The sequence below is a fragment of the Janthinobacterium sp. B9-8 genome (assembly GCF_000969645.2).
Classification (GTDB): domain Bacteria; phylum Pseudomonadota; class Gammaproteobacteria; order Burkholderiales; family Chitinibacteraceae; genus Iodobacter.
This window is the reverse complement of record NZ_CP014222.1, coordinates 3347549-3369958: the sequence shown is the minus strand read 5'-3', so window position 1 is coordinate 3369958 and position 22410 is coordinate 3347549. Positions and strand designations below refer to the sequence as shown.

Sequence of the window (22410 nt, the reverse complement as noted above, 5' to 3'; positions counted from 1 at the left end):
GACGATGATTAACTAATCCGTAATCGCCTTGCGTGAGAAGTCTTTGGGTCTAAAGCCCAAGGCAAATAGCGATGCGAAGTAAGTCCCTGCTCCAGCGACCACCAATACACTGAGCCAGCCAACGCGTACCAGCTTACTCATTTCGGCAAAGACAGGCATAAAGTGCAATAAGAGAAACAGCAGGGCGCTCATGGCGACTACGCCGAATGCGATGCGCAGCATAAAGCCCTTCCATGCTGCTTGTGGCGTGTAATAGCCCCGTAAACGCAGCGTGCGGTATAGCAAGCCTGCATTCAGGCATGCGCCTAGGCTCATCCCTAGCGTCAGTCCTGCGTGCTTGAAAGGCAGGGTATACAAGAAGATCAGGTTGATTGCTAGCGTTACGAATAGCGTGATTATCCCAATTCGTACTACGGTTTTAATTTCCTGCCTTGCATAAAACGCGGGGGCGAGGATCTTAATTAGGATGAGTCCAATTAAGCCCACGCTATAGCCCACTAGCGCCTGCTGGGTCATTAAGGCATCGTGCATAGAGAACTTGCCGCCTTGGAATAGAGTGAGCACTAAGGGCTCGGCAAGGATGGCTAAAGCCACGGTGGCGGGTAGGCAAAGCATGATGCACAGGCGCAGCCCCCAATCCAGCAAACGATCGTAGCTGACCTGATCGCCACTGGCATGGCTACGGGCTAGGCTAGGCAACAGAATCGTCCCCAGTGCAACGCCAAGCACGCCGGTCGGGAATTCCATCAGGCGGTCGGCATAGTAAATCCATGACACACTGCCTGAAGCTAGGAAAGAAGCGAGGTTGGAATTAATAATCAAGCTGATCTGCGCCACTGATACGCCAAAAATAGCAGGGCCCATTTGCTTGATGACGCGCCATACCCCTTCATCTTTCAAATCTAGCTTGGGCCACATGAGCATGCCCAGTTTGGCTAGGTGGGGTAGTTGATAGCAAAGCTGGGCCACGCCTCCAATGAGTACGGCAATGGCAAGCGCAAAAATAGGGTGATCCATCAGCGGAGCTAGCCATAATGCGCAGGCAATAAATGAAATATTTAAAAGTGTGGGGACAAAGGCAGGAACCGAAAATCGGTTATAAGTATTGAGAATGCTCCCGACTAAAGATGATAGAGAAATCAATAAAATATAGGGAAACATATAGCGGAGCAGCTCTACCGCCAGATTAAATTTATCCGGACTTTTAGCAAAACCTGCCGCAGAAAAATAAATAATTGCCGGGGCCGCTAAAACACCGATTAGGGTGACTAAAATCAAAACCAAGGTCAGCATTCCCGCAATTTTGGCGATAAATTCTTTGGTCGCTTCTTCGCCTTTCCGCGTTTTATATTCTGCCAGCGTGGGGACAAAGGCTTGTGAAAACGCACCTTCTGCAAAAATGCGCCGCAGCATATTGGGCAGTTTAAATGCGGTAAAAAAGACGTCAGTGGCAGCGCCTGCGCCAAATACATGGGCAATAATGGTATCGCGAACAAAGCCCAGAATACGGGAGACCAGTGTCATTGAGCTGACTGCGGCCAGTGTTTTAAGGAGGTTCATACCGGAGGGTCTGAGTAGTGAGGGGCCAATTATAAGGCCGTATCTTATTCCTGTAGCAAGCAAACACTGACTCACTGAATTTATGGGAAAAATGAGTTTTTTTTGCCTAGGCTACAAAGATCGAGTTGATATGTGCTTGCCAGAAGGTAAAAGTGAGGCTATCATCGCCGGTTTCCGAATTAGCCCGATTTTTGGGCAAGCCCGTCAGGAGTTTCAAAACATGGCTAACAGTGCCCAAGCTCGCAAGCGTGCACGTCAGGCTGAGAAAGCCCGCCAGCACAATACTAGCCAGCGTTCCGCTTTCCGCACCGCGATCAAAAAGGTGCTGAAGGCTGTGGAAGCAGGTGATAAAGCTGCGGCTCAGACCGTCTTCCAGCTATCAGTCAGCATCATTGACCGTATCGCGGACAAAGAAATCTTCCACAAGAACAAGGCAGCTCGTCATAAGAGCCGTCTGTCTGCAGCAATCAAGGCTATGGCCTAATTCTGTAGATGTTCGAGTGAAGAAAACCCCAGCCTCGGCTGGGGTTTTTGTTTGCCTGCTATTTACAGGTTAACGGCGTAAAGGCGGCATTCTCAACCGGAAGGCGGGCATAAGGCGCTGATAGTCTGCTTCTTCAAAGGTAGATAAATGCTCTATTTCATCGTGATCAACAAGGCAAGTGAGCCGTACAAAACGGCCTGTTTCTTTCCAGATAGCAGCAGCTAAACGCTCACTGATCCACTCCGGGCTTTCAGAGCTGCTGCATTCTCCATTCAGATTTAGTAGACAAGTATCACTACTTAAGAGGCGCTGTTCATGCCATAGCGTTACAATGCCTTCTCGCGTCAGAGCATAAAGGCAGCGTTTAGCCTCAAAACAGGAAAGTGGTGCAATACTCAGTTGAAGCTGCAAATTAACGGACATAATGCTCGCTCCTTGTTTTGGCTGGCAGTTTGTTGGTTTTGATGATGTTTGCAGGTTCCGGTTTGATACAAATTTTATGCGTTAATTGAGGCGAGTAGTTGGTTTAAAAATAAAAAGAATCTGAAGTGTGGCCTAATCTGTTTTTCCCTTAGCTAGATCAGTCTTAAGCCCTGTGGGTGGCTTGAATCTTATAGGATTTATAGCTGCTTTCTTGACCGTATATCGGCAGGGCGGACGCGTTTATGCTAAATTTTATCAACGATGCAAGACGAGCATGAATTGATGTCGCAAGTGGATTCAGAACAACTTCCTTTACCACGCATTCTTGTTGTGGATGACTCTCGGATTGTCCGCGCAACAATTAAGAAGCACCTTGCTGCGGCTTATGATGTAGTTGAAGCGCCCAATGGCGAGGAGGGCTGGCAGCGCCTGTTGGCCGATGAAACAATTCAGCTGCTGATCTCCGATTTATCCATGCCTGTACTTGATGGTTTGGGCCTTTTGGCCCGGGTGCGCAGTGCGGGCGATGGTCGTCTTTATTTATTACCGGTGATTATTATCTCGGGTGAAGAAGACGATATCACCAAGCAAAAATGCGTTGAATGCGGCGCAACTGATTTTATTACCAAATCCACAGATCGCAGCGAAATGCTGGCGCGTGTGGCGGCTAATATTCAATTGGCGGCGATTCAGTGTGAACTGGCATTAGCGCGTGCAGAGCAGGCGCAGGCGGTGACGAGGGACAAGAGTACTGGGGTAGCTAGCTCACATTTGCTGATGCTGCAAATGGAGCAATCCATGGCCTATGCTTTGCGCCACAATTCTGAAGTGACTCTGCTGCTTTTAGAAATTGATAATTACCAGCCTCTGAAGCAAAAACTAGGTGATAGGCTGGCTGATCAAATGCTGAATTTATTAGCTAAATTATTGGCGGCTAAATTACGGCGTGAAGATACTTTGGCTCATGTGGACGGGCCGCAGTTTGCGATTGTGGCTCCGGGTACTTCCTTAAGTGAAGTGCGGGTGATGGCCGAGCGTTTGCGGCAGGGCGTTGCGGCAGCCAGAATTAATTTCCGCGATGAGCGTTTGGAAGTGAGCGCCAGCGTGGCAATCGCAAATTCTTGGCATGATGACACGCATTCGGCCCCGGCTTTATTTAGCAAAGCCATAACGCGTCTTTATGCCTCGGTTGGAGATGGCCGGATTTTAATGCCGGATGAGAACATCAATCGCCTGCCTCTATTACCACTGGCAGATGCGTTGCTGATGTTACATAAAGGGCATCAGGATGAGGTGCGCCCGCATCTTCCCGCCTTATTGGCGAGCTTAACGCCATTAATTAATTTGGCAAATGAAGAGTACGGGCTGGGGTGGTCTTTGGATTTTTTGCGTAAACCAGATGAAGTTAATCATTCATAAGAAGCAGGAGCCGCGCTAAGCCATTTGCACTTCGGTGTCATCTGTTTGGCGCTGTTCTACAAACAAGCTGTTGCCCAGTTTACTTTTAGCAAGATGCTTGGCATGGGTCGCTGCGGCGGCGACTTCATGATGGGTAAGATACATATCTTGATGCGCCTCAATCACACCAATCGATAAGCTGCTTAGCGGAAAGTGTTGCAATTCGCCGCGGCGATCAGTGCTGCTGTAACCATTTTGTAAGAGATGCTCCGGCTTAAACAAGCTTTGCACCCGCAGCTCAAATTCTTTGAGCAAGCTTTTGCAGCGTTGTTTCCAGTCTGTTGAGCGAAATAAAATCATAAAATCATCGCCGCCAATATGGCCAACAAAGTCGATTTGTGGGTCGGCAATGCTGAGCAGCAGCTCCCCTAGCATGCGAATCATTTTATCGCCGCAGGCATAACCATAGACATCGTTGTAGGGCTTGAAGTGGTCTAAATCGATATAGGCTGCGGTGAAGTAGCGCTGTTCGGTCAGTAAAATCTCTATTTGTTCTTCTATAGGCACATTGCCCGGTAGCAGGGTCAGCGGATTGGCGTGCCGTGCGGCGCGAATTTGCAATTCGGTAATGGCGCGCATTAAGTCATGGCCTGTGCCCATGCCCAGATAATGCCCTTGTTCAATAATGATAAAGCCATCGGCCAGATGGCGATGATCTGCCGCGGTAACCAGCTGGGAGAGCTCTTGCAAGCTGGTGGAGTGCTCTACAATCAGGGGTGTGCAATCCATCAGTCCCTTGCAGGGTTTGTTGCCATAGAGCTCGTGGGCAAAGGGGCGGCCAAAGAATTCGATCACTTCATGGCGCCGTAATAAGCCAACAGGGCGCTGCTCATCAATCACGGGTAGCGCATGAATTTGCGGGTATTTGCTAAAAATACGGCAGATTTCTGTGCCGCTTTGCTTGGGTAAAACAGTGGGCACTTCAACTAATAATTGGCCTGCTGTTTGCGCTTTAAGCAGGCTTGGGCGGTAATCTTTTTCTTGCAGATTAAGATTGAGCTGTCTTGGCGGATGCGCATTGGGCAGGGCAATAAAATAGCCTTGTACATAGCCAATGCCGATGTTTTGTACGACTTGCAAATCAGCCTGAGATTCAATGCCTTCTGCAATGACGCGGGTGCCGGTATTGAGTGCGATATGTTGAATTGATCTGACAAACTGGCGTTTTTGCGCGTCGCAAGCCAAGCCTTGGATAAAGTATTTATCAATTTTGACAAATTCAGGCTTGAGCTCTGACCAGAGCCTGAGCGAGGAAAAGCCTTCCCCTAAATCGTCGAGTGCAATTTTAAAGCCCATATCCCGATAATGCAGCAATGCTTCTTTGAGTAGATTGTAATCGTGAGTAGGCTGGGTTTCGGTAAGCTCGATGACGACGCGCTGCGGGGCTAGCCCTGCATCATTCAGTAGGGCCAGCGTTGCGCCCGGTTTAAAGTCTTGCTCTGCTAAGCAAGAAGGAATCACATTCAGAAATAAACGTCCGGCTAATTCTTCCCGCACAAAGGCTTTGATCACCGCTCTGCGACATGCAAAATCTAAAGCATGCAGGCAGCCTAGCTCTTCTGCTGTGCGAAAAAGATTAATGGGAGAATGTAAAAAGCTGGAAGAAGGACCGCGAATGAGCCCTTCATAGCCAAAAATTTCGCCATCCCGGGTGGATGCGATGGGTTGGAAAAGTGCCGTTAACTGGTTTTGGCTAATAATATCTTCAAGTTCGTGCCTGAGTGATTCTAGGCTAGGTGATTCATTCATTGTAAAGCCAAATATGCAACGTGAATTGTAAGCATAACAGCGGAGAGTTACGTTCGCGTTACAGATGACTGGCCTGAATCATCCGGTAATTTAGATGAACTAAATCAAGTTGGCTGCCTTGAGTTCCTGTTTTAAATAGGCATAGAAAATGGGTGCAGCCACTAAGCCGGGCAAGCCAAAAATGGCTTCCATCAGCAGCATAGCAAGCAGCAGCTCCCACGCAAAAGCATGGATGCGCCCACCTACAATTCGTGCATTTAAAAAGTATTCCAGCTTATGAATAATGACTAAAAAGGCCAGTGAGCCTGCGGCTACAGAAGCGGAGACACTCATGCTGACGGCCACAATGGCGGTATTGGAAATCAGATTACCAATGACCGGTAATAAACCTGCCAGAAAGGTAATCACAATTAAGGTTTTGGTGAGGGGGAGCGAAATACCAAGCGCGGGTAAAACCATGGCCAGATAAATCAGCGTAAAAAAAGTATTCAGGGCGGAAATACGAACTTGAGCAAACACAATTTGACGGAAAGAATCGGCTAAGCGAGAGCAGCGTGTTTGTAGCGCATTGAGTAAGGGGGCTTTATTACTATTATTGTGGTGCAAAGACAGCATGGCCCCAATCACCATTGCAATTAGCATCTGTGCCAGCGTATGGCCGGTGCGCGCGCCCATTTGCTGTAATTGGGCAATATGTTTATCAGACCATTGATAGAACGCTGTTTTCCAGGCACTTACATCTTGCGGAAGGCTTTCCAGTATCCAGGCGGGCAGCCAGTTGGCTAGCTCCAGATGCAGCGCTTCGGCGATTTCTGCTGATTTACGCATGATGCTGGGCATTGATGCTGATTCACCATGAAATACCGAAGCTAAGCTAAATCCCATTAATACCAGCAGCAGGATAATGCCCGCAGAAAAAATAATCAGCGCAACGGGCTTGGCGTGTTTGGGGGGCAGGCGTGAGATAAAGGGGCCTTGAGCTGCCTGAGCCACCAGCTCGTAAACCAGCAAACCAATCAGTAAAGCAGGGAGTAAGTGATTGAGCATCACTAATAGTAAAAACAGTCCAATGAGGCAATAGCTGGCAATACCTGCGAAGCGGTCGAGCTTAAGCATGATTTAATCCGGGGGTCGGGAGAGCGGTGTCAGTTATTGGGAGCTGGAGTTGGTGTTCTGCTCCCAACTCCCAACTCCTCAAAAATCTACATCGAAAAACGATTGGTAATTGGCATACGCCAATCTTTGCCAAAAGCGCGGTGAGTAATACGTGGGCCTACTGGTGCCTGACGGCGCTTGTATTCATTGATCGTGAGTAAATGCACCACGCGATCTACATCGGCCTTGGCAAAGCCCTTGGCAATGATTTCGGTACGGCTGAGGTTTTCTTCTACATAGGCTTGCAAAATGGCATCTAAGACTTCATAAGCGGGTAATGAGTCTTGGTCGGTTTGATCAGGCCGAAGTTCCGCCGAGGGTGGGCGAGTAATAATCCGCTCTGGAATCACCACGCCTTGCGTATTGCGCCAGGCAGAGAGGCGATACACCAGCGTTTTTGCTACGTCTTTGAGCACCGCAAAGCCACCTGCCATATCACCGTAGAGCGTAGCGTAACCGGTGGTCATTTCGGATTTATTGCCGGTGGTGAGTACCAGCTTGCCGGATTTATTCGATAGCGCCATCAGGAGCGTACCGCGAGCGCGCGCTTGCAGGTTTTCTTCGGTGGTATCCGCGGCCGTGCCTTCAAATTCACCCGCCAGGCCATTCATAAAGGCTTCGTAGATCGGCCAGATTTCTATTTCTGAATATTTGCAGCCAAGGATTTTAATCATTTCGCGTGAATCATCCACGCTGATATCGGCGGTGTAGCGAGACGGCATCATTACCGCATGTACCTTGTCTGCACCTAGCGCATCTACGGCAATCGCGAGCGTTAGCGCCGAATCAATCCCGCCTGATAGACCCAAGAGCACGCCGGGGAAGCGATTTTTGCCGATATAGTCTTGCACGCCCAAGACGAGGGCCTGATAGGCGCTGGCTTCATCGCTTAAATCAGGGGTAATGGTGGCGGCTTGTAAATTGCCCTTGCTGTATTCAACGATGGCAATTTGCTCGCTAAATGCGGGCAGCTGGGCCACGAGTTCGCCTGATTTATTCAGCGCAAAGGACTGGCCATCAAAAATCAGCTCGTCTTGCCCGCCGATCATATTGCAATACACCATCGCCATGCCGGTTTCTTCAACGCGCTGGCCGACTACTTCGCGGCGGGTGGATTGCTTGGCTTGGTTGTAAGGCGATGCATTAAGAATTAACAGTAATTCAGCGCCTTCGTCATCGGCGGCCGATGCAGGCTCGATATCCCAGATGTCTTCACAAATGGCTAAGCCAATCTGTACGCCATCCTGCTCGAAGACAAAGGGCGAATAGCCGGGTGAAAAATAGCGCACTTCATCAAACACCTGATCATTAGGCAGCAAGAGCTTGTCGTAGCGGCCCAGTACATTGCCATCCCGAATCACAATAGCGCTGTTAAATCGCTCGTCACCACTAGCACGCGGATAGCCCAGCACCAGTGTGATGCCGTCCAGCTCGTCAATAAAGCGGCCAACACACTGGGCGCATTCGGCCAAAAAGGCTGGGCGCAGCAGTAGGTCTTCAGGCGGGTAGCCGCTTAATGCCAGCTCAGGCGTGAGCAAAATATCAGCGCCCTTGGCTTTGGCTTCGATAGCCGCAGCAAAAATTTTAGTCGTGTTACCGGCAAGATCGCCGACGATGGAGTTGAGCTGGGCAATGGCGATTTTCATCGTAAGGGTTTCGGCTGGAAGCAAAAAACCTATTTTAAGCTAGAACGTAGCGGGTATGTAGAGTGGGGCGCTGTTTTATCGTGCCCGCATTTAAGGCCATGTTCAGCTTGTCTCTGTGTTTAGCGGGTAGCGGGGCATGGTGCCTTGTAGGAAAAGACGAAATGATGACTTCCTCTTGCTTTGCCGTACTGCGCTACTAAGGTTGGAAAAAGCATTTCTTTGTTTTGTTAGCGCAAAGCTGTCCTATTCTTGAATAGAAGCACATCGCTTAATGGGGCTTACAGTATGCGTAGTGTAAAAAGTATGTTCTTAGCGCTGGGTGGCTTGGTTGTGCTATCACTGATTTTATTGGTAAGCGTCGCCATTTTACTGAAGCAAAGCGCTGATGAGCATAGCCAGGCCGAATTACAACGCTACAACTCTTACTTATTGGCTGATGAGTTAAGGCAAAGCTCGGATGACCTTACCCGCTTGGCTCGTAGCTATGTGATTACAGGCGATGCCAAATACGAAAAGCAATACTGGGATGTGCTTGATATACGCAATGGCAAAAAGCCCAGACCTCAAGAGTATCAGCGTATTTATTGGGATTTTAAGGCGGTGAGCGATAGCCTGCCGCGTCCAGATGGCCACTTAGTTGCCCTGCAAGAGTTAATGAAACAAGCCGGTTTTACTGAAGCAGAATTCGCCAAATTAAAAGAAGCTCAGGCTAATTCAGATGGCTTGGTTAAAAGTGAAACCATCGCCATGAATGCCGTGAAAGGACGCTTTGCAGATGATGCGGGTGGTTTTAGCAAGCAAGGTGAGCCTGATTTAAAACTCGCAGCAGATCTGATGCATAACGTGGCTTATCACCAGTACAAAGCACAAATTATGGGCCCGGTCGATGCGTTTTTTGTTTTGCTGGATAAACGCACTGCGGCCCAGGTGATAAGTGCCGAGCAAAGCAAGCAGTTTTATTTACAAATTTTACTGGCCATGATTTTTTTATTTGGTTTGGGTTTATTGCTGGTTTTAGTTTGGATGTATCACCGCCTGATTAGTCTTTTGGGGTGCGAGCCCCAAGAGGCATTGCAGATTGTGCAGGAAATTGCTGCGGGTAATTTAAATGCGAAATTTAACGCCAGCCATCAGCGCAGTCTTTTAGGCGCTCTGGATGGGATGAATCAACGTTTTAGGCTGGTGATTGGCGACATCAGAAGTACATCGGCTGTTTTGGCGCAGACTTCAGTGCAGGTTAATGCTTCAGCGCAGCGTTTATCGCAAAATGCATCTGAGCAAATGGATAGTATCGAAAGCACCAGCATCGCATTGAAAGAGATTAACTTTACTGTCGGGCAAAATAGCGACAATGCCAAAGTGACTGAAGGAATGGCTGGAAAATCGGCTAGTGATGCGGTAAAGGGCGGAGAAGCCGTTAAGCAAACCGTGAATGCCATGCGGCAAATTGCTAAGAAAATTAGCATTATTGATGATATTGCCTATCAGACTAATTTACTGGCGTTGAACGCGGCTATTGAAGCAGCAAGGGCGGGGGAGAATGGTAAGGGCTTTGCTGTGGTTGCATCTGAAGTGAGAAAGCTGGCTGAGCGCTGCCAACTGGCCGCTCAGGAAATTAGTGATTTAGCCAGTAATAGTGTTGAGCAGGCAGAGGGGGCGGGTAAGTTGCTTGAAGATATTGTGCCGACGATTCGCAAAACTTCTTTTTTGATTCAGGAAATATCCTGTGCATCGCAGGAGCAGGCACAAGGAATTGATCAGATCAGCGCTTCGGTAGAGCAATTCACGCAAGGCACACAAGCTAACGCTAGCGCCGCCGATGCGCTCAGCCGCGCCGCACAGGAGCTGGCCGAGCACGCTAGTGTGCTAGAGAAGAACATTAGTTTTTTTCACGGTCAGTAGTTTTTTTGCGGGAAGCTGCAAGTTGCTTCTTGGCGTGGTGGGCATGCTTTTGTGCCCACGCGGCAGGGCTAAATGGTGCGCTGAGTACCGCCTGCGTGGGCAAGATAAAGCGTTTTGTCTGCTAGTAAGAAATGCCCGGAGCTCTAGTCGGGCATAATGCTTTCGGCGTAATCAAAGAGTGCAGAAAGAATGTCCGCCTGCTGCTCGCTGACGTTTTCCGATAGCGTATCAATTGCTTCACCAAAGGCTTCCAGCGTGCGTGCGCCACCTGTGCCATCGAACAACTTTGCTGCACGGTGTTGCTCCCAGCGTTGCAATTCTGCCGCGGTTAATGTGCTTGGAAAGTTTCTGGCGCGGTAGCGGAAAAGCACTTCTTCAAGGCGGCTATCTTCAAAGCTCACCCGCTCTTTAGCCAGCTCTTCGGGGCTAAAGTTGCGTAGCTTAGCTAGAAGACGCTTATCATTATTGCCAATAAATCCGCCGTATAAATCTTCATCCACATCGCTTTTTGCATGCTCGCTCGTAAACACCTGCTGCCAGATTGCGCTCATATCGGGGGCGCTTTCGGCTATTTTGGCGTGAGCCAAGGCCTGTTCTACGTCGATATTCCAATGTGCAGCTCGCTCACTACTTAATGTTTTGAGATTGCCAATCACAATGGGCGACTTATTAATATGGATGCTTTTAATCGGCAGGCGAGGGACACCTTCGGGTAAATCAGCCGTTTTGCTGAACATACGCAGGCGGATGGTTTCCGCGTCCAGCTTGAAAATCTCACTTGGATCAAAGGCTAAATCCCAAACGATGATTTCGTTTTTATTGTTGGGATGCATGGCGAGTGGCCAAACCAGCGCGATGCAGCCGCGCTCTGCGGAAAACATGCCGCTGATATGTAGGAAAGGTTTGGCATTGGGGAGGCCAATTTGCTCTAGCACCTTGTCTTTTTTACGCAGTGAAAAGCAAAAATCGAATAGCTTGGGTTGTTTCTCACGGATTAGCCGTGCCAGTGCAATGGTGGCACGCACATCAGATAGCGCATCGTGCGCCGCTTCGTGGCTGATGCCGTTGGCCTTGGTGAGATGTTCTAATTTGAAGGAAGGGCGGCCATCGTCGTGTGTTGGCCAAACAATGCCTTCGGGGCGCAGCGCATAGGTGGTGCGTACCACATCGAGTAAATCCCAGCGGCTGCAATCATTTTGCCATTCACGCGAATAGGGCTCGATCAGATTGCGCCAGAACATAAAGCGCGTGACTTCATCGTCAAAACGAATCGAGTTATAACCTAACCCTACCGTGCTAGGCATAGCCAGCTCGGCCTCGATACGGGCCGCAAACTCAAACTCGTCTACACCATTTTCTAAGCACTGCTGAGGCGTAATGCCCGTAAGCAGGCAGGATTCAGGATCGGGCAGATAGTCAGGTGTGGGTTTACAGAAAATATTGAGTGGCTTGCCGATTTCATTTAACTCTGCATCGGTGCGAATGCCAGCAAATTGCGAAGGGCGATCACGGCGTGGGTTGATGCCAAATGTTTCGTAATCGTGCCAGTAAAAGGTATGCATATAGATAAAGCCTCTGGGAATCGCTGCCTGATTATAAGGCTTTTGAATTTGCATGGTGCTTTGTAACGACTCAGGGCTAGGGAAAAGCACTGTAGATGTTAATGGATAGAGTGCTAAACCTTGGGGTACAGAGTAAAACGAGGCACAGAGAAAGCCTTGTTTTCCTCCGTGACCCTCCGTGTTTTCCCTTTTCTCCGTGGTTTAAGGTTGGGGGATTAGAGGGGTTTATTGCTTGCGCGGGCTAAGGCTGCGAAACGGCGCGGCCAGCGGGTCACCAATAAATACCCCTTGCGCAGGCCATTCCACACTTTTCCAATAGGCTTCTACTGCTGTGGCACCCGCCAGATAGTGATAGAGCAAAACCTGTGGATGCGGGAATTTTTGTGGGTAAGAGTAAGGCTCGCTCACCGTGCCATAGCTGGCAGTAGCGCCAGCTTCCAGCCATTTTAAACTGCTCATCTGGCTGCTGTCGGTCAGCATGCCGCCAAAAGAAGTCAGATGATCGGCCAGTGCGCCGGGTAAAAATTGCAAGGTTTCCAGCTTATCTACCTTGGTGAGCCCTGTTTGATAAATCAGCACATCTTTTTTATGGCTGATTACATCGCCGTGCAGATTCTCAATTTTAATGGCTGGGCGCTCTACCGTCTGTGTGGGCGGGAATAAAGGCGCTCTGGCGCTGCGGGTTTTATCACTCGTGGTTAAATAATAAGCCGTGCCTCGCGGGAAGCTCCCCCAAGCCTCGCTGCCGCGATCAATTAATTTTTTAGCTTCTGCCAGATTATTGGCCGCTAGCATCATGCTGGGGCGTAAGCCTAAATCGCTGAAGGGCTGGGTGCTGGCATGGTTAAAGTATGGTGAGGCAGGAGTCGGCTTGCCCGTGCTCTGACAAATGCCCTCTTTATAACCCAGCGTAAAGGCATAAGTGATACTCAGGCAATTTACCCGATAAGGCTTGGTCCATGCCAGTGCCAGTGCCTGAATATGAGCGGGCAGTGCTGTATCTAGCTCCGCTTTGGCTTGCGCCAACTCACCTTCGCTAATCCAGCTACGGTCTGTGGGCAGGCTAATTTGAAAGATCTGCTCAGGCTTTAAACCATGTTTTTCTGCGTAGTAACGTGCAATTTCGGCTGATAAGGGATCATTACGATTCACGACCACGGCTAGCTGGCTGGCGTTGAGCTGATAAAAAGGCGGCTTAGGCGGGGCAGCCCAGAGTGAGGCAGAAAGAAAGAGAGAGATAAGGCCGAAGAGAAGCTTCACAAGCAGGGTCCTGATCTTTGGATGACAAGGATGTTAAGCCATGCAAAGTACGAATGCCAGTTTGTTTTACAACTGAGTCCGGCACAGGCGTTGTGTGTTTTTATACAACAAAAACATTAATAATTTACTTTTTTTTTAATGTTTTTTTATTTTTTTTGTTTAATGTTTTTATTTTTTAAATTTATATTTTTAAATTCAAAAAGGCAATTTTACAGTTTGTTTTTCTATAAAAATAAATGAACGAGGTTTGCTAGGTGTTTTTATTTTATTGAAATTAAGTGTTTGATTTTTATTATATACAATAATTCTTATATTCATTTTTGTGAATTACTTGAAGTTTTGTGTTAGCTTTCTTTTGTTGTAAAATTGTTTCTATAAAAATTTTAGGGGATCTGGCATGCTGAAAAAACTAGCACTAGCAACACTATTTATTTCATCCGTTTCACACGCTGCAGTTTTTGATTTTAGTGGAAGTATCAATTACCACAAAGACGTTGTGAAGCTTGGTTTTACCTTGAATCAAGCAAATACAAACGTAAAAGTCTGGACAGATTCATTCCGTAACGGCATAAATTTTGACCCGGTTACTGTCGTATGGAAAAAGGAAGGCTCAGTATGGAGCTTATTGGGGCAGAATGATGATGATGCCAGTATTGCTCCGGGCCAAACCCGCTTTGATTCTGGTTTGAAATTTACAACTCTGGCCGCTGGTGAATATCTGTTTACGATCGCTACTTATAATAATCGCGCTCGTGGCTCAGTGCTTAGCAGTGGCTTTACATACGACAATCAGGCTCCAATTCGTCTGGAAGATTGGGCTCAGCCAGCCAATGGTCTCAATAAGGGCAAAAACTGGAGCGTACATTTAAGCGGAGTGGATTCTGTAACTCCGGTACCTGAGCCAGAAACATATGCCTTAATGGGCATGGGCTTGCTCGGATTATTAGGAGTAGCTCGCCGCCGTAAAACTGCAGCTTAAGCCTGTATTTGATTGAAACGCAGCAAAGCAAAAAGCCCAACCTTGCGGATGGGCTTTTTGCTTTCTTACTGGGGTGGCTGATGGGGCTCGAACCCACGACAACAGGAATCACAATCCTGGACTCTACCAACTGAGCTACAGCCACCGCTGAGCGGTGCGTTTAAGACTTAATATACTACAAGTCTAAAACTAAAATCTTGGTTCGTTTTAATAGTCGATCACACACTTGGCGCACCCGACAGGAATCGAACCTGTAACCTACGGCTTAGAAGGCCGTTGCTCTATCCAGTTGAGCTACGGGCACACTGTACAACCGTACTATAAATCTACTTATCTGGGTGAATAAGTTCTTACTTTAAAACAACTTATCGGATAAGGATAAGTTCTGGTCGGGGCGGTGGGATTCGAACTCACGACCCTCTGCTCCCAAAGCAGATGCGCTACCGGGCTGCGCTACGCCCCGAACAGAGGACGCAATATACTGTGCAGGCTTTTTGGCGTCAAGCACCTTCGCGATCTTTTTTCTGAGACGGATAACGCTAAACGTGGGTAAATGGGGTGGATTCTTACGCTACTCTTTGTTTTTTATGGTGATTTTTGTCGTAAAAAATATCTGAAATATAGGTTAATTTTTTTGATATTTCCTAGTTAGTTAAACAGCACCCACTTAGAAAAATATGTAGGAAATGTTTGGGCTAGATGCTTTTGCATGAGAAAATGCGTTTTTTGCGATAGAAACAGCAGGAGTTTTACCCATGACAGCCCAAATTCTCGACGGAAAAATCATTTCGGCCGAAATTGTTAGTGATGTTCGCGCCAAAGTAGATGCCCGTGTGGCAAGTGGCTTACGTGCTCCTGCACTTGCCGTGATTTTGGTTGGGGCAGACCCTGCTTCTCAAGTCTATGTAGGTAATAAGAAGCGTCAGTGCGCTAATGCTGGGATTCGCTCTATTGATATCGATTTACCAGCGGATACTTCTGAAGCTGATTTGCTGGCCCTAGTGGCTAAGTTTAATCAGGACGATGAGATCGACGGTATCTTGGTACAACTGCCTTTACCAAAACATATTAATGCAGAGAAAGTGATCGAGCTGATCGACCCGGTAAAAGATGTCGATGGTTTCCATCCTTATAATATTGGTCGCCTCGCTTTAAAAATGCCTTTGCTGCGCCCGTGCACCCCACGCGGTGTGATGACTTTATTAGAGCGAACCGGAATTGATATCGTTGGTAAAGACGCTGTCATCGTGGGCGCATCTAATATCGTAGGTCGCCCGCAGGCTTTAGAGCTTTTACTGGCTCGCGCTACCGTTACGATCTGTCATAGCAAAACGCAAGACTTAGAAAGCAAAGTACGTGGCGCAGATATTGTAGTGGCTGGCGTAGGTATCCCTAATTTTGTGAAAGGGGACTGGATTAAGGCGGGCGCGATTGTGATCGACGTGGGCATCAATCGCTTAGAAAACGGCAAGCTCTGTGGTGACGTTGAGTTTGATGTTGCCAAAGAAAAAGCAGCGTGGATTACGCCAGTGCCGGGGGGGGTGGGCTTGATGACTGTGGCTACTCTGATGCAAAACACTTTTGATGCTTGCGTAAATCGCAAGGGTTGATTGAGCATTTAGTCTTACATATGTAACTCTTTTCCAGTGTGATGCCACATTGGAAAAGGGAAACAAGTAGCGTCTTTGGCGCAGTTTTGCCTATCAATTGCCGGATTCCCTGCCTCATGTCTTATCAGTTAGTTAAACCTTTTCTTTTTTTACTCGACGCCGAAAAAGCGCACGCTGCGGCGTTTACCGGCTTGCATGCCTTGCATAGCTTGGGATTTTTGCGCACGTTTACGCCTACGGTGCCTGAATGCCCTGTTTCTGTGATGGGGCTGGATTTTCCGAATCCTGTTGGGCTGGCCGCTGGCTTAGATAAAAATGGTGACCATATCGATGCGATGGCCGAGCTGGGTTTTGGTTTCCTAGAAATCGGCACCATCACACCTCGTCCTCAGCCGGGTAATCCTAAGCCACGTTTGTTTCGTTTGCCGGAAGCCGAGGGCATTATTAACCGTATGGGTTTTAATAATGATGGCGTGGATAAGCTGATCGAGAACGTTAAAAACAGCAATTATCAGGGTATTTTGGGTATCAATATCGGCAAAAATGCGGACACGCCGATCGAGAACGCAGCTGATGACTATCTCATCTGCTTAGATAAAGTGTATGAACACGCCAGCTACGTCACGGTCAATATCTCTAGCCCTAATACAAAGAACTTGCGCCAGCTGCAAGGCGCGGATGAATTGGGGCGTTTGCTGACGGCTTTAAAGCAAAAGCAAACAGAGCTTGCGGATCGTCATGGCCGCTACGTACCTCTTGCCCTTAAAATAGCGCCCGATTTAGATAGCAACCAAGTTCAGGATATTGCCGAGCGCCTAGTGGCTAGCGGTATCGATGCTGTGATTGCCAGCAACACCACATTATCCCGTGTTGGTGTCGAGCATTTAAAACATGGGCAAGAAGCGGGGGGCTTGTCGGGCGCACCGGTCAGGGCCAAATCAACCAAGGTAATTCGTGATCTGGCCGAAGCCCTAGACGGCGCCCTGCCTATTATTGGGGTGGGTGGGATTTTCAAGGGCGAACACGCCGCAGAGAAAATCCGCGCAGGCGCAAGCCTAGTGCAAGTGTATAGCGGCCTGATTTACGAAGGCCCGCAAATGGTTAGTGATTGCGTTGAGGCGATTGCCGCTTTGTAAGTAGATAAAAAACCGTAGGCCGGCGCAAGCCGCCACTTTAGCAATTGAGTTCAATGACGGCTTGCCCCGTCCTACGGAGAGATTTTAAACCATGGATTTTCAACACTATTTACTGCTGCTTCTGGGCGCGGTGCTGGTTAATAATGCCGTGCTGGTGCGTATTTTGGGCTTATGCCCATTTATGGGCGTGTCTAAAAAGCTGGAAGCATCGATCGGCATGGGCCTTGCCACTGCCTTTGTGCTGACGCTGGCATCAGGCACATCGTGGATGATCGATCAGATATTGATCTTCTGGCAGCTGGAATATTTGCGCACCCTTGCTTTTATTGTGGTGATTGCCGCGATTGTGCAATTCACTGAAATGTTTATTCATAAAGCCAGCCCTGTTCTTTACCAAGCGCTGGGGATTTATCTGCCTCTGATCACCACCAATTGCGCGGTATTGGGCGTGCCTTTGATTAGCTCGGCGCAAAAATATAATTTTGTCGAATCGCTATTATTTGGCTTTGGTTCGGCAGTAGGTTTTAGTCTGGTACTGATCCTATTTGCCGCCATGCGCGAAAGACTAGAGGGCGCAGATATCCCCGAATTCTTTAAAGGCACACCGGTGGCCTTTATCACCGCAGGGCTGATGAGCTTGGCCTTTATGGGGTTCGCTGGCTTGGTGCGGTAAAACCCAAATCTTTAACCACGGAGAGTACGGAGGACACAGAGTTACACGGAGAAAACCAATACGATATCAAGACCTGATGAAGGCATTACGTGGGTAATGGATTTGTTTTTCAATCTATGTCTTCTTCGGGAGATCCTTTGTTTATTATCACTTCATTCATTCATAGGTTTTCTCCGTGTTCTCTGTGTCCTCCGTGGTTCAAGATTTGGGTTTGTGATCTGTAATCATTTTTAGGAAAGCTATGTCTTTTTTACTGGCCATTTTGTTAATGGCTGTTCTTGCTTTGGCGCTGGGGGCGGTGCTGGGCTTTGCTGCGATTAAGTTCAAGGTTGATGAAGATCCATTAGTCGATAAAATTGATGCGATCTTGCCGCAAACCCAGTGTGGCCAGTGTGGTTTTCCTGGCTGTAAGCCCTATGCCACGGCGATTGCCAATGAAGAAGCCGATATCAATTGTTGCCCGCCGGGTGGTGAAGATGGCATTCGCAAACTGGCGGATTTGCTGGGTAAAGAATTCAAGCCGCTTAATGCCGAGAATGGCGTAGAAAAACCTAAATCCGTAGCGCTGATTGACGAAGCCGTTTGCATCGGCTGTACGCTCTGTATTCAGGCTTGCCCTGTGGATGCCATCGTGGGCGCGGCCAAGCAGCTGCATACCGTGATTGCTGCGGAATGCACAGGCTGTGAGCTATGCGTGGCGCCCTGTCCTGTCGATTGTATCGATATTGTTCCGCTTGGCACCACGGTGAGTAACTGGCGTTGGCGCTATCCTGTCATCCCAATCAAGTTACACTCGGATGCTTCATAAATGATCCCCCGTCCTCACTTGCTCTTTGTTCGTACTGGGGCGTTTTACTCAGTCGGGCGTATGAACCACTACGCCGCTCCTTCACAAAATCCCCATTACGAACAAATTCCTGCGCGATCATCGTGTGAATTTATGAAACATCTGAGTGGCTTATGAATCGGCAAATTATCACCTTCCATGGCGGTGTTCATCCGCCCGAGCATAAAGCCGAATCCAGCCACTACCCGATCAGAACAGCGGCGCTACCGGCGCGGCTAATTTTATCCCTGCAACAAAGCATAGGCAGCGCCGCCAAGCCCTTGGTTAAAGTTGGGGACCAAGTCGCAAAGGGCCAGATGATTGCAGCGGCAGACGGCATGATCTCGGCCGCTTTGCATGCGCCGACTTCGGGGCGGATTGAAGCAATTGATTTATATCCGATCGCCCATCCTTCTGGCTTACGCGATGCCTGTATTGTGCTGATCCCCGATGGCAAAGATCAGTGGCAGGAGCGCCCTTTGTTTGACTGGCGCAATGCAGAGCCTAATGCGGTGCGCACTTATTTGCGCGATATGGGCGTGGTGGGTTTGGGCGGTGCGGTGTTTCCATCGCATCTTAAATTAAGCAGTAAAACTCAGCTCGATACGCTGATTATTAATGGTGCAGAGTGCGAGCCTTATATCACCTGCGACGACAGGCTGATGCGGGAGCGCGCCGCCGAGATCATCGCCGGCATTTTGATGGTGCAGTCTTTGCTCAACGCGAAACAGGTGTTGATTGGGATTGAAGACAACAAGCCAGAAGCCGCAGCCGCTTTGCGGGATGCGATTAAAGCCAGCCGCAGCAAGGCAGTGGAGGCCATTGAAGTGGTGCAAGTGCCCACGCTGTATCCATCGGGCGGCGCCAAGCAGCTGATTAAATTGCTGTGCAATATCGAAGTGCCAAGTGGCGTGCGTTCTACAGATTTGGGCGTGCAATGTTTTAATGTCGCCACTATCCACAGTATTTACTGTGCCTTGGCCCATGCCGAGCCGGTGATTCGCCGCGTGGTAACGATTACCGGCAATGTAGAGCGCCCAGGGAATTATGAGGCGCTGATCGGCACACCGCTGCAAGATTTATTAAAAGCAGCGGGAGAGGGTGAGAAGGGCAGCTCCGGCTATATCTATGGCGGCCCGATGATGGGCTTTGAACTGCCGTCTCTGGCCGTGGGGCTAAGCAAGGCGGGCAATTGTGTAATCGCCAAAACGCCTGCAGATTTCCCCGAAAAACCGCGCGAAATGCCCTGTATTCGTTGCAGCAAATGCGCCGAAGCTTGCCCCGCCGAATTGCAACCGATGGATTTATTCTGGTTTGCCAAAAGCAAAAACTTTGGCAAAGCGCAGGAGCGCAATCTGTTTGATTGCATCGAATGCGGCGCTTGCGCCTATGTGTGCCCCAGCAATATTCGTCTCGTGGATTACTACCGCTTTGCAAAATCTGAAATCTGGGCGGCTGAAAAAACCAAACACGCCGCTGATTTAGCGCGCGAGCGTTTTGAGTTCAGAGAATTCAGGGCCGAGCGCGAGAAACAGGAAAAAGCCGAGCGCCTTGCCGCCAAAGCTACACAAAAGCTTGCTCAAGCGGTGGCGTCTGATGATCCTGAAGATGCTATCCGCGCAGCCAAAATTAAAGCCGCGATCGCTAAATCGGTGGCAGCAAACGAATCGGCAGCGAGAGATGCAGGCCTTGCTGCGAGCGATGCCGATCAGGCCGAGCAATTAGCCGCTGAGAAAAAAGCCAAAATTGCCGCCGCAATGGCCAGAGCCGCAGCGAAAAAAGCCGAGGCCGAGGCCGCCGTGCCTGTGGCGCGCAGTGAGGATCTGCCAATGGCTCCATCGCAAACTCTGCCTGCCAGCAGCCTGGATAAAACCGACCGCACCAAAGAAATTCTGGATAAACGCCGTGAAGAAAGAGCCAGAATTGCGGCCATGAGCCCGGAAGAGCGTAGCGAGTGGGAAGCGGCCAAGCAGGCAGAAATCGCCGAAGCTAAAGCCGCTGCAGCATTAAGAAAAACAGAAAGCGTTGTGCCTGCTGAAGAGGCAGTACCTTTACTTGATGAAGAAAAAGCGGCCAAGATTCGGGCCGCTATGGCCAAAAGAGATGCAGAAAAAGCCCGGCTTGCTGCCATGAGCCCTGAGGAAAAAGCGGTGCTGGCCGCAGAGCGCCAGGCGCGCATTGATGCGGCGATGGCGGCCAAAGCAGCCAAGGCGGCGAAAGATGAATGATCTTGAGGCAATGCGAAAGCAATATCATTTACGCGCATCTGAGCAGGGCTTAAAGGCTTGGGACGTGCACCGGCTGATTCAGCTGAGCGCAAAGTTTGCCGTGATCAGCGTGCCGCTGGAACAGATTGCTGAGTTAGATCAGAGCTATTGGTTTGATGAGGGCGGAGCCGCGCCAACTTGCCGGGCTATTTCTGAGCACGCCAAATTAATCAATGAAACCGATCTGCGCTTCCCTATTATTTTGTCGCAAGACAGCAGGGTAATGGACGGCATGCACCGGGTGGTTAAAGCCTTAATGCTGGGCCTGGCAGAAATTAAGGGCGTACAGTTTAACCAAGACCCGGAACCCGATTTTATCGGCATCGATGCGGACGATTTGCCTTATTAGCCGATGTGACGCACCAAGTCTTGAAAACACGGAGGCTACAGAGAGCACGGAGTTTTACGGAGAAAAACCTTTGTTAAGAAGTTTTTGTGTTTTGAAAGTTTTTAAACATGATAAAACCCAAACAAATACTCATTTTCTTCTTATGATTTCTCCGTGTTCTGTTTTTAAACTCTGAGTTATCCGTGTCTGCAGATTTTAGGTTTTTGTGGTGCACCTGAGTTTTTACTTTTTTGGAATCAAATGAACACATCGCCCTTTTTTATTAAACCGACGCCCTTGCAAGTCGTCATGCTCAAAGTGGCGGCGGCTTTGTTGCCGGGGATTATTGCGCTGACTTGGGCTTTTGGCGTGGGCGTGCTGGTACAAATTACGCTAGCTCTTGGCACAGCCTTGCTGGCTGAGGCTGCTTGTTTAAAGCTGCGCAACTATCCGATTAAACCTTTTCTCTGCGATGGCTCGGCCGCGGTGACGGCGGTTTTGCTGGCGCTTTCTATGCCGCCGCTTGCGCCGTGGTGGATGGTGGTGCTGGCGACTTTAATTGCCATTTGCCTCGCTAAGCATCTCTATGGCGGGCTGGGGCAGAATCCGTTTAATCCGGCCATGGTGGGCTTTGCGGTGATGATTGTGTCTTTCCCCGCACAAATGTCGCGCTGGGCGGCCCCTTTGCCGCTGGATATTCCCCATCTGGATAGCCTGGCGCAGATACTCACCATTTTTAGCGGTCAGCTCCCGCAAGCTTTTGACGCCATGGCTTCTGCTACGCCGCTGGATACGGTTAAAACGGCGCTGCTTCAGCAGCATGCTTTAAGCGATATTTTTCAACAACCCATTTTTGGCGCTGTAGCCGGGGTCGGCAGTGAATGGGCGGCGGTGGGGTTTTTGCTGGGTGGCCTTTATTTGCTTTGGTCTAAGCTGATCGCCTGGCAAATCCCTGTGGGTTTTCTTGCTGCCTTTATACTGACCGCCTCTTTGTTCTATGGGGTGGACCCCGCCCATTACAGCCCGCCGTGGTTTCATCTATTTAGTGGCGCTGCCATCTTAGGGGCGTTTTTTATTGTGAGCGATCCGGTTACCGCACCCACTACGCCACGCGGCAGGCTCATCTTTGCCGCTTTGGCTGGCATGCTGACCTATATGATCCGCGTGTTTGGTGCTTATCCTGATGGTGTGGCATTTGCAGTATTGATCATGAATATAGCCACGCCCTTTATCGACCAATACACCCAACCACCGGTCTTTGGGCGTAAGTCTTGATTAAAAAAGATCTGTAAATACAGAGGTAGGAGAGTCATCTTAGGGTGGGTTACGGCCAAGATGCGGTAGCGACGTGTGTTCGGTGCATTTTCTGGCCTAACCCACCCTACATATTCT

General features: G+C 49.2%; 18 protein-coding genes and 3 tRNA genes. 11 read left to right on the top strand and 10 right to left on the bottom strand.

Annotation, left to right across the window (positions count from 1 at the left end; genetic code table 11):
- Positions 1 to 12: 12 nt before the first annotated feature.
- A complete protein-coding gene (gene murJ, locus VN23_RS15130; RefSeq protein WP_046351378.1) occupies positions 13 to 1560 on the bottom strand; it encodes a murein biosynthesis integral membrane protein MurJ in 1548 nt (515 codons plus the stop codon).
- A gap of 220 nt (positions 1561 to 1780) precedes the next feature.
- Between murJ and rpsT the strand changes: the two genes are divergently transcribed.
- Positions 1781 to 2044, top strand: coding sequence for a 30S ribosomal protein S20 (gene rpsT, locus VN23_RS15125; RefSeq protein ID WP_046351480.1), 264 nt, complete (start codon positions 1781 to 1783; stop codon positions 2042 to 2044).
- A 69-nt stretch (positions 2045 to 2113) separates the two neighbouring features.
- On the opposite strand, the gene VN23_RS15120 is transcribed toward rpsT, so the two are convergent.
- Positions 2114 to 2467 (bottom strand): hypothetical protein, encoded by a 354-nt coding sequence (locus VN23_RS15120; RefSeq protein WP_046351379.1) that lies wholly within the window; start codon positions 2465 to 2467, stop codon positions 2114 to 2116.
- A gap of 282 nt (positions 2468 to 2749) precedes the next feature.
- Between VN23_RS15120 and VN23_RS15115 the strand changes: the two genes are divergently transcribed.
- Complete coding sequence (locus tag VN23_RS15115) at positions 2750 to 3886, top strand: GGDEF domain-containing response regulator (protein ID WP_197432929.1); 1137 nt, start codon at positions 2750 to 2752, stop codon at positions 3884 to 3886.
- A gap of 15 nt (positions 3887 to 3901) precedes the next feature.
- On the opposite strand, the gene VN23_RS15110 is transcribed toward VN23_RS15115, so the two are convergent.
- The 3 genes from VN23_RS15110 to VN23_RS15100 form a co-directional block, all read right to left on the bottom strand.
- Positions 3902 to 5674: a GGDEF domain-containing protein gene (locus VN23_RS15110; protein WP_046351381.1), complete on the bottom strand. Its 1773-nt coding sequence runs from the start codon at positions 5672 to 5674 to the stop codon at positions 3902 to 3904.
- 99 nt (positions 5675 to 5773) lie between these two features.
- On the bottom strand, positions 5774 to 6790 hold the full coding sequence (locus tag VN23_RS15105) for an AI-2E family transporter (RefSeq protein ID WP_046351382.1): 1017 nt from the start codon (positions 6788 to 6790) through the stop codon (positions 5774 to 5776).
- A gap of 86 nt (positions 6791 to 6876) precedes the next feature.
- Complete coding sequence (locus VN23_RS15100) at positions 6877 to 8475, bottom strand: NAD+ synthase (RefSeq protein WP_046351383.1); 1599 nt, start codon at positions 8473 to 8475, stop codon at positions 6877 to 6879.
- Positions 8476 to 8760: 285 nt separating this feature from the next.
- Here VN23_RS15100 and VN23_RS15095 point away from each other — a divergent pair, with 285 nt between their 5' ends.
- Entirely contained in the window at positions 8761 to 10377 is a 1617-nt protein-coding gene (locus tag VN23_RS15095) for a methyl-accepting chemotaxis protein (RefSeq protein ID WP_052746525.1), read from the top strand.
- A 143-nt stretch (positions 10378 to 10520) separates the two neighbouring features.
- Here VN23_RS15095 and sbcB read toward each other — a convergent pair whose 3' ends face one another.
- Both sbcB and VN23_RS15085 read right to left on the bottom strand, forming a co-directional pair.
- Complete coding sequence (sbcB, locus tag VN23_RS15090; protein WP_231743270.1) at positions 10521 to 11993, bottom strand: exodeoxyribonuclease I; 1473 nt, start codon at positions 11991 to 11993, stop codon at positions 10521 to 10523.
- Between the two features lie 171 nt (positions 11994 to 12164).
- Positions 12165 to 13199, bottom strand: coding sequence for a TIGR03790 family protein (locus VN23_RS15085; RefSeq protein WP_231743269.1), 1035 nt, complete (start codon positions 13197 to 13199; stop codon positions 12165 to 12167).
- Between the two features lie 397 nt (positions 13200 to 13596).
- On the opposite strand from VN23_RS15085, the gene VN23_RS15080 reads away from it, so the two are divergent.
- On the top strand, positions 13597 to 14178 hold the full coding sequence (locus VN23_RS15080; RefSeq protein WP_046351385.1) for a DVUA0089 family protein: 582 nt from the start codon (positions 13597 to 13599) through the stop codon (positions 14176 to 14178).
- A gap of 69 nt (positions 14179 to 14247) precedes the next feature.
- Here VN23_RS15080 and VN23_RS15075 read toward each other — a convergent pair.
- The 3 genes from VN23_RS15075 to VN23_RS15065 form a co-directional block, all read right to left on the bottom strand.
- A tRNA-His gene (locus VN23_RS15075) sits at positions 14248 to 14323 on the bottom strand.
- 82 nt (positions 14324 to 14405) lie between these two features.
- Positions 14406 to 14482 (bottom strand) — tRNA-Arg (locus VN23_RS15070).
- An 82-nt stretch (positions 14483 to 14564) separates the two neighbouring features.
- Positions 14565 to 14641, bottom strand: a tRNA-Pro gene (locus tag VN23_RS15065).
- A gap of 292 nt (positions 14642 to 14933) precedes the next feature.
- Here VN23_RS15065 and folD point away from each other — a divergent pair.
- The 7 genes from folD (at position 14934) to VN23_RS15030 (ending at position 22293) form a co-directional block, all read left to right on the top strand.
- Entirely contained in the window at positions 14934 to 15788 is an 855-nt protein-coding gene (gene folD / locus VN23_RS15060) for a bifunctional methylenetetrahydrofolate dehydrogenase/methenyltetrahydrofolate cyclohydrolase FolD (RefSeq protein ID WP_046351386.1), read from the top strand.
- Positions 15789 to 15904: 116 nt separating this feature from the next.
- Positions 15905 to 16924 carry a quinone-dependent dihydroorotate dehydrogenase gene (locus VN23_RS15055; protein ID WP_046351387.1) on the top strand — a complete coding sequence of 340 codons (1020 nt, stop codon included), beginning with the start codon at positions 15905 to 15907 and terminating at the stop codon, positions 16922 to 16924.
- A 91-nt stretch (positions 16925 to 17015) separates the two neighbouring features.
- Positions 17016 to 17597 carry an electron transport complex subunit RsxA gene (gene rsxA, locus VN23_RS15050; protein ID WP_046351388.1) on the top strand — a complete coding sequence of 194 codons (582 nt, stop codon included), beginning with the start codon at positions 17016 to 17018 and terminating at the stop codon, positions 17595 to 17597.
- 241 nt (positions 17598 to 17838) lie between these two features.
- Entirely contained in the window at positions 17839 to 18405 is a 567-nt protein-coding gene (rsxB, locus tag VN23_RS15045) for an electron transport complex subunit RsxB (RefSeq protein WP_046351389.1), read from the top strand.
- 152 nt (positions 18406 to 18557) lie between these two features.
- Positions 18558 to 20651: an electron transport complex subunit RsxC gene (gene rsxC / locus VN23_RS15040; protein WP_082752798.1), complete on the top strand. Its 2094-nt coding sequence runs from the start codon at positions 18558 to 18560 to the stop codon at positions 20649 to 20651.
- Positions 20644 to 21039: a hypothetical protein gene (locus VN23_RS15035; protein ID WP_197432928.1), complete on the top strand. Its 396-nt coding sequence runs from the start codon at positions 20644 to 20646 to the stop codon at positions 21037 to 21039. The genes rsxC and VN23_RS15035 overlap by 8 nt, the downstream gene beginning before the upstream one ends.
- A gap of 240 nt (positions 21040 to 21279) precedes the next feature.
- Positions 21280 to 22293 (top strand): RnfABCDGE type electron transport complex subunit D, encoded by a 1014-nt coding sequence (locus tag VN23_RS15030; protein ID WP_046351390.1) that lies wholly within the window; start codon positions 21280 to 21282, stop codon positions 22291 to 22293.
- Positions 22294 to 22410: the final 117 nt, after the last annotated feature.

Coding starts and splice junctions, on each gene's coding strand:
- murJ (WP_046351378.1), bottom strand. CDS start 1,560: ATGAACCTCCTTAAAACACTGGCCGCAGTCAGCTCAATGACACTGGTC.
- VN23_RS15100 (WP_046351383.1), bottom strand. CDS start 8,475: ATGAAAATCGCCATTGCCCAGCTCAACTCCATCGTCGGCGATCTTGCC.
- VN23_RS15115 (WP_197432929.1), top strand. CDS start 2,750: ATGTCGCAAGTGGATTCAGAACAACTTCCTTTACCACGCATTCTTGTT.
- VN23_RS15055 (WP_046351387.1), top strand. CDS start 15,905: ATGTCTTATCAGTTAGTTAAACCTTTTCTTTTTTTACTCGACGCCGAA.
- VN23_RS15120 (WP_046351379.1), bottom strand. CDS start 2,467: ATGTCCGTTAATTTGCAGCTTCAACTGAGTATTGCACCACTTTCCTGT.
- VN23_RS15035 (WP_197432928.1), top strand. CDS start 20,644: ATGAATGATCTTGAGGCAATGCGAAAGCAATATCATTTACGCGCATCT.
- VN23_RS15080 (WP_046351385.1), top strand. CDS start 13,597: ATGCTGAAAAAACTAGCACTAGCAACACTATTTATTTCATCCGTTTCA.
- rpsT (WP_046351480.1), top strand. CDS start 1,781: ATGGCTAACAGTGCCCAAGCTCGCAAGCGTGCACGTCAGGCTGAGAAA.
- rsxC (WP_082752798.1), top strand. CDS start 18,558: ATGAATCGGCAAATTATCACCTTCCATGGCGGTGTTCATCCGCCCGAG.
- VN23_RS15030 (WP_046351390.1), top strand. CDS start 21,280: ATGAACACATCGCCCTTTTTTATTAAACCGACGCCCTTGCAAGTCGTC.
- rsxB (WP_046351389.1), top strand. CDS start 17,839: ATGTCTTTTTTACTGGCCATTTTGTTAATGGCTGTTCTTGCTTTGGCG.
- rsxA (WP_046351388.1), top strand. CDS start 17,016: ATGGATTTTCAACACTATTTACTGCTGCTTCTGGGCGCGGTGCTGGTT.
- folD (WP_046351386.1), top strand. CDS start 14,934: ATGACAGCCCAAATTCTCGACGGAAAAATCATTTCGGCCGAAATTGTT.
- VN23_RS15110 (WP_046351381.1), bottom strand. CDS start 5,674: ATGAATGAATCACCTAGCCTAGAATCACTCAGGCACGAACTTGAAGAT.
- sbcB (WP_231743270.1), bottom strand. CDS start 11,993: ATGCAAATTCAAAAGCCTTATAATCAGGCAGCGATTCCCAGAGGCTTT.
- VN23_RS15095 (WP_052746525.1), top strand. CDS start 8,761: ATGCGTAGTGTAAAAAGTATGTTCTTAGCGCTGGGTGGCTTGGTTGTG.
- VN23_RS15105 (WP_046351382.1), bottom strand. CDS start 6,790: ATGCTTAAGCTCGACCGCTTCGCAGGTATTGCCAGCTATTGCCTCATT.